We start from the raw sequence: 12,722 nt of genomic DNA, 5'->3' as shown, positions 1-12,722 counted from the left end.
CTCAATGTTTGGCGGCTAAGGCGTCAGTGGATAACGGCGCGGATGGCTGTATAACAGGAAATACTCGATCATAGATCCAGTTAAAGGTCAGTGTGTAGGCCATCACCAGAAAGATCGATATCAGATCAACCATCAAGGCCTGCATAAAGGTCACATCGAGCCACCAGATAATCAGCGGTAGCGAGGTGGCAATCAACGTTATTTCCAAGCCAGCCGAATGAATCAATCGACCGGATAGCTTTCGTTCAGTTGGAATTCTGCCGTGTTTAACATCATATCGATCAAACAGATAATTGAAAAACGGGTTGATCAGCATCGCTTTAATACTGATCACAAGCGACAGCATACCGACATCTAGAATATCTCGGTCGAGTAATAACGACATCATCGGCGCGAGTAGTGTCAGCAGTAAGAGTTCGAACATCAGCGTGTGGCGCAGGCGGTCGAGAGGGGTACGGGTAATAATTGGCTGATTCATGATGGCTCCTTGCGATGCTTACTTTATGATGCTTACTTTATGATGCTTAGTCAGCTAATGATGTTTTGAAGATGAGGCTATTCTAGGCTTTATTTAGATAGTAAAAAGTTAGATACTATCTAAAAATCAGATAGGTTGTTGAAGGGATTATGGCGGGTATTGATCCATTAGAAGCCTTTGTGATTGCTGCCGAAACCGGCTCATTCTCTGCTGCCGCTCGGCGTTTGGGGAAAGCGCAGTCGGCGGTGAGCACGGCGATCAGTAATCTCGAACTGGATAGCAATGTGGCGCTGTTTGATCGCAGCCATCGCAATCCGGTATTAACCCACAGTGGCAAGGCATTATTGGAATATGCCCGCACGGTATTACACTCCCAGCATGAATTTAGAGTGCATGCTCAAGCGTTGGGTCAGAGTGATGAGGTGGAGCTTTGTTTGGCGGTAGAGCAGAGTATCTCCAGTCAGCCGTTATTGGATATTTTGCACCGCTTTGAGCAACGCTTTTCCCATATTCAGTTAGAGCTGCTGGACCCAGGCGGCAGTGATGTTGCTGAGCTTATTCGTACCAATCGGGCAGATATCGGTTTGATGCTCGAACGGGAAGCTTATCCACAGGGCTTTGGCTTTCGCGGCATTGGTTATTCTGAGTTGGTGGCGGTATGTCGTCATGATCACCCGATTGCTGAGAAACAGCCGGTGAGTCATGCCAATTTTAGAGCCCATCGCCAGCTAGTGTTACGCAGTCTGGATTTAACGGATCGTAGCCATGAACGGTTAATGTTTAGTCCCAGTGTTTGGTTTTCAGAAAGCCCGCATCTGATTCTAGAGCTGCTATGTAGTGGTTTAGGTTGGGCTTTTCTGCATCGTAATGTGGTACAGGAAAAACTGGTCAGCGGTGAATTATTAGCTTTGCAGCGAGACTTTCAGGCGGTGGCATCGTTACAGGGTATTGATGTTGTCTGGACGGAGAATCGCTCTTTAGGAACGGCGGGTAGTTGGTTATTGGAAGAGCTGTCGCAGTTAGACCTAACCCCGCAATCTTTAAGCTAAGCCTAAACCAAGAGTTACCGCTCAGTCGTGGGCGGTGTAGCCTAACTGAGCAGAGATCGCGTTAGCCGCTTCCTTGAGAGCATCAATCCATTCCAGTTGGCGTCTTTCGATCGGTGCTGAGATCGATAGGCCAGCAACCGGTAACTGGGTCTGATCATAAATTAATACGCCAATACAGCCCACGCCGATTTCCGCTTCTTCATTATCTAATGCGTAACCCTGTGTGGCCGATTGTCGGCATTCAGCCATGAGTTCCGGCAACGTCGAAAAAGTATTTTGGGTATAGGTGGGTAGGTTGGTACGTTGTGCATAGCTGATAATATCGGTCTCACCACCGATGCCAAGCATCAGTTTGCCAACCCCAGTGACATGTAGCGGCGCACGGCTGCCGACGAGTTGATGGACGTGCATCATTCGGTTGGGGATCGCCCGTTCAAAATAGATCACCACATCGCCTTCACGAATGGTTAGGTTGATACTTTCACCTAACTGATCTCTTAATCGTTCCATATAGGGTAGGGCGACGGCACGCAGGTCTACATCGGTCCGGCGCTTATTGGTTAGTTGCAGCAACCGATTCCCCAGCCAGTATTCACCATTTTCGTTGCGATCGACAAAACGGTTGTCGATCAGCGAGCGCAGGATCCGGTGGGCTGTTGACGGGTGTAGGCCGGTTTCGGCGCTGAGCACTTTTAATGTTACCGGTTGAGAATAGCGGGATATCGCATCCAGAATATGGGCTGCTCGATCGATAACCTGAATGCGGCTGATGGGCTTGGTCGCTGTATTTTCATCGACAGAACTTGCCATGGAATGATCTGACATGAAGGCACCTGAAAGAATCGATAGAAGATACCGTATTGTAATAACTAACGTCTTGATTTCATATTGTGAAAGAAGATTTAGTTAGATGATATTAGATATTGATAACGGGCTCGTTGATGAGCAGTGGGATGAGTTGATCGGGATGGTGGATAATAAAATCGCTGTTGGCACGCTGTAGTTCGGCTATTTCACCATAACCCCAGGTGACGGCAACCGAGTTAATGTTACAGGCTTTAGCGGCTTGGATATCATTGGATCGGTCGCCGATCATCCAGTGCTGTTTGTCGCGCTGATGATGTTGCAGCAAGCTATTGAGGTGCTGGGTTTTATCACTACGACTGCCATCGAGATGACTGCCATGAATGCTGCTAAATAGAGAACTGAGTTGGGCATGCTGTAATAGTCTCTCAGCTTGCGGCTGAGGTTTGATCGTTAAGACTCGCAGCGTTTTCCCATGGCTGGCTAGCTGCATCAGCAGTGCTGCTATTCCGGGGTAAAGTTGATAGTTGTAGATACCCTGTTGTAGATAGTGCTCGCGAAAGTGTGTGACGGCCGTTTCGATAAGATCGCCGTTGTCGCTATCCATGAGACGTGCAAAGCTGTCTCGTATGGGAGGGCCAAAACAGTGTTGCAGTTCAACGGCTGAAGGGGCTGGATAGCCAAGCTTGGTTAGCGTCGACTGTATTGATTCGCTAATCCCAGCTTGGGTATTCAACAGCGTGCCGTCTAGATCAAAAAAGATATCCCCCATGACGGATAACCCGATTAATCGGTCAGCGCACCTTGCGCAATCCACTGGCCCAATAGGTCCCGTTCCTGTGGCGTCATCTGGGTGATGTTACCCAATGGCATGGCGGTTGTTGTGATCGCCTGAGCTTGAATACGAGGGATCAGTGCTTTGATTTGCGCAGGGGTATCCATGATAACGTTCAGTGGTGGGGCGTTGAAGCCTGCATAGCTCGGAGTTGCCGAGTGACACACTGCACAGCGTTCACTAATAATGGGTTGAACCTGAGCGAAGCTGACTCTGTTAGAGGTGTCCATGGGGGTTGTTTGTGGGGCGACAACAAAGGCTAAACCAATCATACCTAAGGCAGCAGCAGGCAATGTCCAAAGGTATTTTTGGGTCAGGTGGCGGGTGTTGAAATAGTGTCGCACCAGTATGCTAAGAAACGCCAGTGCACCCAGAATAGCCCAGTTATATTCATAGCTATAGGTGCTCGGGAAATGGTTGCTGATCATGATAAACAGCACGGGTAAGGTAAAGTAGTTGTTATGCCGAGAGCGTAGCAGTCCTTTGGCCGGTAGTTTAGGATCGGGCTCTTGTCCTGCTTCAATCGCACGAATCATGGCCCGTTGAGCGGGCATAATAATACGGAAAACGTTACCAACCATTATTGTGCCGATGATGGCGCCAACATGAATAAAAGCCCCGCGACCGCTATAAATGAGTGTTAAGCCCCAGGCGGTTAGTACCAGTAGAGCAAAGAGTACAACGCCTAAGAGAAGTGGTTTTTTACCCAACGGCGAGTCGCATAGAGTGGTGTATACCAGCCAGCCCGCCAGTAGGCTACCGATACTGATAGCAATCGCGGTAGCGGTGCCCATATCAGAACCCGGCGCGATAAGGTAAAGCGGCGCGTTAAGGTAATAAACAACGGCCAGCAGCGTAAATCCAGAAAGGAAGGTGGCATAGGCCTCCCAGTAGAACCAGTGGAGTTTTTCCGGCATCTGAGGCGGGGCAAGCTTATATTTTTCTAAGTGGTAAATACCGCCGCCATGGATAGCCCAAAGGTCACCCGATAAACCCTCCTTTGGTTGACTTCGCTCCAAATGGTTCTCGAGCCAGACGAAGTAAAAGGAAGCACCTATCCAAGCGATACCGGTAATCATATGAACCCAGCGTACTGCTAGGTTAAGCCATTCCGTGATATGTGGATCCATCGTTTATTCCTCATCAAGCCAGACCTCTGTCGAGGTATTCATCGTCTAATATTTCGCTGTCAGGAACCGTTCCTGCAGGTCTCAGCTGGGTATACCGCTTTCAAGCACCATCTCGTCGTCAGTAAAGTAGTGTTCATCGCAGTTGTTACCGTCGCCTTCGCGGTCGACGATTAAAAAGTCGTCTTCAGCTTCACAGCTGAGTATTGGGTGGTGCCAAACACCGGTATGGTAGTTAATGCCTTGATGGCCATTAGTGATAAAGGCGCGGATCGTTTCGGGGGCCGGATGATCGCCGGGTTCAGCCACTAGAATCAGAAAGGGTTTCTGTTTTAGGGGAATAAAGGCCTGGCTGCCGAGAGGGTGTCGTTCTAGCATTTTTATCGGCAGTGGATAGGTCAGCTTTTGGGCCCTAAAAATGCTGATGATAGCGCGATCATCCGGTTTACCCAGCATCACCTCAGAAAGCCGATGAAAACGTTGAGTAGAACCGTTATTAATCATAAAGAAGTCACTACCCTCGGTTTCAATCACATCGCCATAGGGAGCGAAACGTGCTTTCGTTAGGGGTTCAGGTGTGAGTATCCGCTGCATCCGGTATATCCTTTATTGGCTCGGTTTGCCGAACAGCCTGAGGCGACTTACACCGCCATCAGGGAAGATGTTCAGACGAATATGGGTTATATTGCCCAGCGAGTTAAGCTGTTGCTCGAACTGATGCTCTTGATGCATTGCCAATTTTTGTGAGGGCAGCAACTCTTTCCAGAAGAGGCTCTGGGTTTCGATCTGTTCATCGGTGCCCCCTTTAACAAAGGCCGCCTGAATTGAACAGCTATCGGGGTAGTTACCTTTGAAGTGCAGGGTGTCGACCACGACTCGGCTGATTTCACCTGGGTGCCCCAGTGCAATAATCACCCAGTCATTACCGGGGGTTCGACGACGAGCCGTTTCCCAGCCATCGCCCATATTGATACCTCGGCCTGGGTTGAGAATATTACTCATAGTACCGTAGTGTTCATTACTGCAGGCCAGTGCACGACCGCCATTGATGGCTGCGGCTAGATCGATTTCCTGATCAGAGTTAACGCTAGACCAGTCCAGATAAGGAATGCCGTACAGTTTCAGGCGAGCAATACCGCCATCGGGGTAAATATTAAAACGGACGTGGGTCCAAGGTGTAGCATGATCGATGGCGTGTAGGTGCTGACTATCACCGTTTAGACTGACGGCACCTAACAGTTCGGTCCACTCTGTATTGTCGTCTGGGTCTCCTTGGGTGCAAAAACAGGCTTCCAGTGATGCAGAAGGAGGGAAGTTGCCGGTAAAGAAGGCTGTGTCAATGTTGACGCCTTTGATGATGCCCGGTACTCCGAGACGAATGATCGTGTAATCGTAACCCTCAAAGCGTTTACGGCGGGATTCCCAGCCATCCATCCACTTACCGTTATCATCGTAAACATCGTCTTTCCATACCGGTGCTTCCGGTTGCAGCATACGATCAACAGCGGCAAACCAGTCATCGGTGACAAACACCGCTTTACTACCGAGCCGCGCATCGGCTAGGTTGATATATTTCGTAAATGTAGGGTTACTCATAAGTTTATTTGCCTTGTCTCTTCATTCATTGCCGACTGATGGAATAGGATTTAGAGGGATTCCAGTCTAAACCGAGCTATTTTGTTAATTTCCACCAAGGCGCGCTGGAACTCTTGTTCAGGGCTGTGATGAATTCTTTCTTCAAACGCGGCCAATATCTGCTGCTTTTGACTGCCTTTGACCGCCATAATAAAGGGGAAGCCAAATTTTGCTTTATAGGTATTGTTTAGCTCGGTAAAGCGAGCAAACTCGGCATCGGTACATTCACTGATACCGGCGCCTGCTTGTTCCGATGTTGATGACTCGGTCAGTTCGCCGGCAATAGCCGCTTTGCCTGCTAAATCAGGGTGAGCGTTAATGAGAGCGAGTTGAGACGGCTGATCAGATTCAAGCAAGATCTTTGCCATGCGAGCCTGAAGGGTATCAATTTGGTTATGGCTGTTATCGATTCCTAGGTCATAAGCCTGTTCGGCTATCCAAGCTGAGTGTTCATAGATATCACCAAAAGTGGCAATAAAGTCAGCACGACTCATCTGGCTAGGCGTGCAGCTATGGAAGGTTCCGCTCATTTACTGCTCTCCGGTTGATAGGGGTGTTGATGTTGCCAATGTTTGGCTATATCGATGCGTCGGGTAAACCATACTTGATCATGACTTTGAGCATAACGGATAAAGCGCTCTAAGGCAGCCGCGCGCCCGGGACGCCCCGCAAGTCGGCAATGTAGGCCAACTGACATCATTTTTGGTGCATCTTCACCTTCCGCATAAAGGGTATCGAAGCTATCTTTTAGGTATTGATAAAACTGCTCACCACTGTTGAAACCCTGTGCGGTAGCAAAACGCATATCGTTAACATCGAGAGTATAGGGAATGACTAGGTGTCCTTTACCGTCGTTATCGACCCAATAAGGCAGATCATCATCGTAGGCATCGGAGTCATACAAGAAGCCACCTTCCTCCATCACCAATTGTCGAGTGTTAGGGCCGGTTCGGCCGGTATACCAGCCCAGAGGCCGTTCACCGGTGATCGTTTCGATAATGCTGATTGCCTGAAGCAGGTGATCGCGCTCTTCGTCGATATCGGTATATTGATAATCGAGCCAGCGTAAACCGTGACTACAGATCTCATGGCCCGCCGCCACCATTGCTTGAGCGACCGCGGGGTTGCGTTGAATGGCCATCGCGACAGCAAATACGGTTAATGGGATATCGTATTTATTAAATAGTTTTAGTAAGCGCCAGACACCCGCACGGCTACCATATTCATAGCAGGATTCCATGCTCATATGACGTACATTGGGTAACGCCTGGGCACCGGGCATTTCCGACAGAAAGGCTTCCGATTCACTATCACCATGAAGAATGCAGCGTTCGCCACCCTCTTCATAATTCAACACAAAAGAGATAGCAATACGGGCGTTATCAGGCCAGTGGGGGTGAGGTGGGTTATTGCCATATCCAATGAGGTCGCGCGGATAATCGGTATTCACGGCGGAACTCCTTACATAACGATCGATGTGGGTCATCTGGTTTAGCAAAATTGATGCTTTGATTGTATACAATTGGCTGCGGATGATTCAAGCTAAAAGTTGTCCAATCGGTCAGATTTAATTCAGCTTTGCTGAGAATGTCTGGCTTGAATGAGCGGAGTTAAGCTAAATGAGTCTCGATATCCTATAAAATAAAATGTATACAATTTTATCAGTGGACTGTTGTTTTGTTTCTTCGCGTTGTTTTATAGTAGTTAGCAATCGTTTGGCAATATATTAGTAACAACCATATTTAATAAACAGTTAAAGGGGAAGGGCGATGGGATATCTGACAACACATGTATTGGATTCGGCTCATGGTTGTCCAGGGGCGAATATCCCAGTAGCACTGTATCGTATCGACGGAGATGTCAGCCGAGTACGGTTACATTATACCCAGACCAACGATGATGGTCGTTGCGATCAGCCAGTGTTGGCTGGGGATGATTTTAAAAAAGGGGTATATGAGCTGGTCTTTAGTGTTGGCCCTTATTATCGTCACCGTGGTGTCGAACTGCCAGAACCCGCTTTCTTAGATGATGTGGTGATACGCTTCGGTATCGCCGACGAAGATGAGCACTATCATGTACCGTTGTTGATTTCGCCGTATAGTTATTCGACCTATCGGGGAAGTTAAAAGCAGTTGCTCACATCCATATCTTATCTTCTCTGCATATACCGGTAGCACTGTTAGTCCCAGAGATATTATCGACTAGTCAATGATATTCACGGTTAATGGTGCGGTTCGCAGGCTCACCAGCACCTTACGAGGTTAAGACGCCCCGTCCTTATACCACTCCCATGGTGACTCACATATCTTTTGACTGTTTGTAGGGTGTCGATGAAGAATGAATCGCACCAAGGGACGTGATGATTTCACGGTATCCACGGTTAATGGTGCGGTTCGCAGGCTCACCAGCACCTTACGAGATTAAGACGCCCTGTCTCTATACCACTCCGATGGTGACTCACATATCTTTTGGCTGTTTGTAGGGTGTCGATGAAGAATGAATCGCACCAAGGGACGTGATGATTTCACGGTATCCACGGTTAATGGTGCGGTTCGCAGGCTCACCAGCACCTTACGAGGTTAAGACGACCCGTCCCTATACCACTCCTATGGTGACTCACATATCTTTTGACTGTTTGTAGGGTGTCGATGAAGAATGAATCGCACCAAGGGACGTGATGATTTCACGGTATCCACGGTTAAGGGTGCGGTTCGAAGGCTCACCAGCACCTTACGAGGTTAAGACGACCCGTCCCTATACCACTCCTATGGTGACTCACATATCTTTTGGCTGTTTGTAGGGTGTCGATGAAGAATGAATCGCACCAAGGGACGTGATGATTTCACGGTATCCACGGTTAATGGCGCGGTTCGCAGGCTCACCAGCATCTTACGAGATTAAGACGACCTATCCCTATACCACTCCGATGGTGACTCACATATCTTTTGATTGTTTGTAGGGTGTCGATGAAGAATGAATCGCACCAAGGGATGTGATGATTTCACGGTATCCACGGTTAATGGTGTGGTTCGCAGACTCACCAGCACCTTACGAGATTAAGCCGACCTGCGGTTATCGTTTCGTAGGGGCGTTGCTGCTCTCGCCCTCAGCCTAATCTCTGATCTGTTATGTCCCGCTTAACTATCTATTCACTCAGTTCAATTATTATCTAAATAGAACTTATCGCTAGTTTCGCTGTAGAGAATGACTGGCCGAGCTGTTAAGACAGGGTAAAGATAGGGGTGGTTAAGCTGATGTTTTCCCATCGTGGTACTTAGCACGTATGATAACCGACCGGATTCCGTATTAGGACTGTTTCACATGCCACTATTTGAAGAGATCGATAGCCAAGCCTCACCTTTGGGGCAGATATCCCTACGTCGGCGGCGGATGCCCGCGTTTGGTGATCGAGAGATCTATGAAGTAAAACTCGGAGAAGAGTTTTTAATGTCTAGCATGTTTGTCGATGCGGAAGAGGCATTATCGACATTGGGGTTAGCCTCTGTTGAAGGGGATCAGCTCAGTGTTGTCGTTGGTGGTTTGGGACTTGGCTATACTGCGGTGGCGGCTTTAAACGATCAGCGTATTGCCGAACTGCTGGTGGTTGATGCGCTCGATACGGTGATCGGTTGGCATCAAGATGAGTTGGTGCCGTTGGGTAAAATACTCAATGCGGATAGTCGCAACCGTTATATTCTTGGCAGCTTCTTTGATCTGGCTATCGAGCCGAGCACTGGCTTTGATCCCGAATCTGATGGTAAGAAGTTTGATGCGATTTTGTTGGATATTGATCACTCCCCTACGGAATACCTTAATTCAGCCAATGCGAGTTTTTATACGACGGCTAACCTGAGTTTGATGGCTGAACAACTAAAACCGGGTGGGGTGTTTGCCATGTGGTCACAAAACTTGCCAGAAGCGCCGTTTGAAGCATTATTGCGAACGGTATTTGAGCGTGTCGATGCCCATGTGGTCTCTTTTTATAATCCGTTTCAGAGTGATGAATCAACCAACTCTGTGTATGTGTGTGTTAAAGCGAGCCACTAGTGCTTTAATGAAAGCTTAATGACCGGTGAAGGCCAAGTGACTTCAGTGGTAATGTGAAGGCTTTGTTCATTGCTATACGTTATGTTGCATGAAGTGTTGAGCCTTACGTAAGTTTGCTGGCCTGGCGCTATGTGACCTTTTTATCGGCTATGGAAGGAAGAGTTAAATGTCAGAGTTTGTTACCATCGTAGCGGCTGATGATCATTCGATGTTTTTGGAGGGGCTCAGTAGCCTTATTGGGAAATCCTCGACCTTCCAATTGCTAGGTACCGGTGCGAACGGCGATGAGTTGATCGCACTGGTTGAACAGTTTTCTCCCGCCATTGCTTTAGTTGATCTGTCGATGCCGGGAGCTAAAACGGAAGATATTCTCAAGTATGTTGAGCTGCATAGCCCCGAGACACAGCTGATTGCGCTAACCATGCATCTTGAGGCACATCTGGCTAAAACCCTGCTGAAACTTGGTTTATCTGGCTATGTGTTAAAAGAGAGTGCGTTTGAAGAGTTAAGCGATGCTATTGAAAATGTGATCGCCGGCGAGCAGTTTTTATCACCGGCGATGGTCGACGCGCTGAATGTTTTTGATTCTGATGAGGCAGCTTTAACCTTACGTGAGATTGAAGTGCTAGCCTGTGCATCGAATGGGTTTTCCAATAAGGAAACAGGACGACAGCTTGATATTTCTGAACGGACGGTTCGTTTCCATATTTCGAACTCCTGCCTCAAATTAAATGCCCACGGTCGTGCTAATGCGGTCGCTGTGGCGCTTAAAAATGGCTATATCAGCTAACGAATGAGGCTGGTGATAGGGGAAATTTAATCTGAATATGGCTGCCTTTACCGGTTTCACTGGTCATATCAAGATGGCCGCTTAGTAGGGTGATTCTTTCCTGAAGGCTGACAAAACCATAGCCGCCATCGTCGCGATATTCACGTTTGTCCTTAATATTAAAACCGATACCATTATCTCGAATAGAAAGGCAGACATAGCCCTTTTTAGTGGATAGCTGTATCGCAATAGTGGTCGCTAGGCCATGTTTGATGGCATTCGATACACACTCTTGAAACATCCGGAAGACATGAATCTCCGTGTTTTTATCCATCTTTACATCAGCACAATTGAGCGAGGTAGTAATGCCATATATCTTGCCAATATTTTTACATTCGCTCTCTAATGCTTGATTAATCGGGGTCTGATCGATAATCACCGGGTGTAGCCCATTAATCAGACGTCGTAACCCTTGTACCGCTTGTTCTAGTTCAGATTTAACGAAGTCTAGATGTTTATCTTTTTCATCTGAACTTAACGCTAAGCTTGTTTGGAGTTTTGCCGATGCTAAGTGCTGACCAATCCCATCGTGTAGCTCCCGAGCAATCGAATGTCTCACACTGTCAGTAATACCGACGATACGGATGGATAGTTTCTTAAAGTCCATACGGATATGGGTTAGCTGCTGAAAGTAGGCGAACAGCAGTGCATAGCGATAGATGATACTGCCGAATTGAATATTTCGGTGGCCAAAGAAATCGTCGGGTAACCATTGGCTACGAATAGAAAAGACATAAATGATAATGCCAAAAAACTGGGCGTAGGCCCCGACACGTTTGTATATGAGCCCTTTGAAGGCGGCATAAATAGCATAGAAAAAAAACATCACGGCTTGTATATTCCAGAGATACCAGCAAATATTTTTCAGCTCGAATGAAATGCTCGGTAGTAGCAACATAGTAATATTGAAGGCCCAGATAGCCGACAGTACCGTGATTAGCTTGGTTGAGATATCTCTGTATTGGCTCCAAAAGTACATGGCGGTGGTATAGGGCAAAACGAGCATTGCCGTCACCATGGATAGGTTGGTATTGATAAATCGAATGGAATAGATGTAATTGATATCATGAGCCGCCGCGCCCAACAGGAGGAAAAAGCTACAGGCGAGTAGCCATTTAAACTCAGGTACTGGGCCTAAGGCCGTTTTTAGAAGTACCAAAATAATCAGTAAGTCTAAAATGCCTAGTACGGCAAAAACCGTATCAAGGGTGATGATTTTTAGTTTTGTATTATGGACCCTATCAAGTAACGTATCATAGTCGCCTATCAGTACTTTACCTTTAGTGATGCCTGCACCACCGGGAAACATGGCCCCCCAGGCTTCGCCAAAACCGACATTGGTTTTAATTGCCAGAACATTATTTTTTTCAGTGAGTAGTTGGGGAGGAATTTTGTACAGCCGAGGCAGACTTTGTGGGTTGGTATGGAGAAAATCCCACGCTTCATAGGTCTCACCGAGACCGCCGATACGAGTGCCATTAAGCCACGCTTCATCCGCATGTCTGATCGTTTCAATAAACAGGGCTAAATCGTGTTGCTTAGGCGTATTAAAATCAAAGTGAACGCGATACCAGCCTTTAACCGGCGTGTTATGGCCTTGAAATAAAAGCCTAGGAACCTCAACGGTTTGCCAGGCGCTGTCATCATATAATGGTTGGCTCCAACTCGGGAGATCGCCATGCTGGAACAGCCAGTTGTTTTTGATCTGTACATCACTCGCCGCCGCCAAACCACTTGCGATCACGAAGGCCAACAATACTAATGCTTTAACGTATCTGATAATCATTAATCACTCTGGCTGACAGTGAAGTGGAATTTGATTGGCTAATCGACGGATAAAATTTCCTCGATGATATTGTCTGATCTTAAATAGGTCTGCGAATGAATAACGATCAAAGCAGGACTATTTAGCATCGGA

13 protein-coding genes are annotated in these 12,722 nt (G+C 47.6%); 4 read left to right on the top strand and 9 right to left on the bottom strand.

The window, feature by feature from the left end:
- Position 1: 1 nt before the first annotated feature.
- Positions 2-478 carry a PACE efflux transporter gene (locus KO512_RS07715; protein ID WP_215951750.1) on the bottom strand — a complete coding sequence of 159 codons (477 nt, stop codon included), beginning with the start codon at positions 476-478 and terminating at the stop codon, positions 2-4.
- A 149-nt stretch (positions 479-627) separates the two neighbouring features.
- Here KO512_RS07715 and KO512_RS07710 point away from each other — a divergent pair, with 149 nt between their 5' ends.
- Positions 628-1,527, top strand: coding sequence for a LysR family transcriptional regulator (locus KO512_RS07710; protein WP_215951749.1), 900 nt, complete (start codon positions 628-630; stop codon positions 1,525-1,527).
- 21 nt (positions 1,528-1,548) lie between these two features.
- Here KO512_RS07710 and KO512_RS07705 read toward each other — a convergent pair whose 3' ends face one another.
- The 7 genes from KO512_RS07705 to puuE form a co-directional block, all read right to left on the bottom strand.
- Positions 1,549-2,352 (bottom strand): IclR family transcriptional regulator, encoded by an 804-nt coding sequence (locus tag KO512_RS07705; RefSeq protein WP_252734903.1) that lies wholly within the window; start codon positions 2,350-2,352, stop codon positions 1,549-1,551.
- A gap of 91 nt (positions 2,353-2,443) precedes the next feature.
- Positions 2,444-3,103: an HAD hydrolase-like protein gene (locus KO512_RS07700; RefSeq protein WP_215951748.1), complete on the bottom strand. Its 660-nt coding sequence runs from the start codon at positions 3,101-3,103 to the stop codon at positions 2,444-2,446.
- 14 nt (positions 3,104-3,117) lie between these two features.
- Entirely contained in the window at positions 3,118-4,296 is a 1,179-nt protein-coding gene (locus KO512_RS07695) for a urate hydroxylase PuuD (RefSeq protein WP_215951747.1), read from the bottom strand.
- 81 nt (positions 4,297-4,377) lie between these two features.
- A complete protein-coding gene (locus tag KO512_RS07690) occupies positions 4,378-4,887 on the bottom strand; it encodes an ureidoglycolate lyase (RefSeq protein WP_215951746.1) in 510 nt (169 codons plus the stop codon).
- Between the two features lie 12 nt (positions 4,888-4,899).
- Complete coding sequence (gene alc, locus KO512_RS07685) at positions 4,900-5,889, bottom strand: allantoicase (RefSeq protein ID WP_215951745.1); 990 nt, start codon at positions 5,887-5,889, stop codon at positions 4,900-4,902.
- A 50-nt stretch (positions 5,890-5,939) separates the two neighbouring features.
- Complete coding sequence (gene uraD, locus KO512_RS07680; RefSeq protein ID WP_215951744.1) at positions 5,940-6,458, bottom strand: 2-oxo-4-hydroxy-4-carboxy-5-ureidoimidazoline decarboxylase; 519 nt, start codon at positions 6,456-6,458, stop codon at positions 5,940-5,942.
- Positions 6,455-7,414 carry an allantoinase PuuE gene (gene puuE, locus KO512_RS07675; RefSeq protein WP_215951743.1) on the bottom strand — a complete coding sequence of 320 codons (960 nt, stop codon included), beginning with the start codon at positions 7,412-7,414 and terminating at the stop codon, positions 6,455-6,457. The genes uraD and puuE overlap by 4 nt, the downstream gene beginning before the upstream one ends.
- A 283-nt stretch (positions 7,415-7,697) precedes the next feature.
- Between puuE and uraH the strand changes: the two genes are divergently transcribed.
- The 3 genes from uraH (at position 7,698) to KO512_RS07660 (ending at position 10,765) form a co-directional block, all read left to right on the top strand.
- Entirely contained in the window at positions 7,698-8,054 is a 357-nt protein-coding gene (gene uraH / locus KO512_RS07670) for a hydroxyisourate hydrolase (protein ID WP_215951742.1), read from the top strand.
- Positions 8,055-9,249: 1,195 nt separating this feature from the next.
- Positions 9,250-9,975 carry a spermidine synthase gene (locus KO512_RS07665; protein ID WP_215951741.1) on the top strand — a complete coding sequence of 242 codons (726 nt, stop codon included), beginning with the start codon at positions 9,250-9,252 and terminating at the stop codon, positions 9,973-9,975.
- Positions 9,976-10,141: 166 nt separating this feature from the next.
- On the top strand, positions 10,142-10,765 hold the full coding sequence (locus KO512_RS07660; protein WP_215951740.1) for a LuxR C-terminal-related transcriptional regulator: 624 nt from the start codon (positions 10,142-10,144) through the stop codon (positions 10,763-10,765).
- On the opposite strand, the gene KO512_RS07655 is transcribed toward KO512_RS07660, so the two are convergent.
- Positions 10,758-12,590, bottom strand: coding sequence for a sensor histidine kinase (locus KO512_RS07655; RefSeq protein WP_215951739.1), 1,833 nt, complete (start codon positions 12,588-12,590; stop codon positions 10,758-10,760). The genes KO512_RS07660 and KO512_RS07655 overlap by 8 nt on opposite strands.
- Positions 12,591-12,722: the final 132 nt, after the last annotated feature.

Source organism: Amphritea atlantica, assembly GCF_018860855.1.
In the GTDB taxonomy this organism is placed as follows: Bacteria; Pseudomonadota; Gammaproteobacteria; order Pseudomonadales; family Balneatricaceae; genus Amphritea; species Amphritea atlantica_A.
The sequence above is the reverse complement of the archived record's forward strand: the minus strand, read 5'-3'. Positions and strand labels throughout refer to the sequence as shown.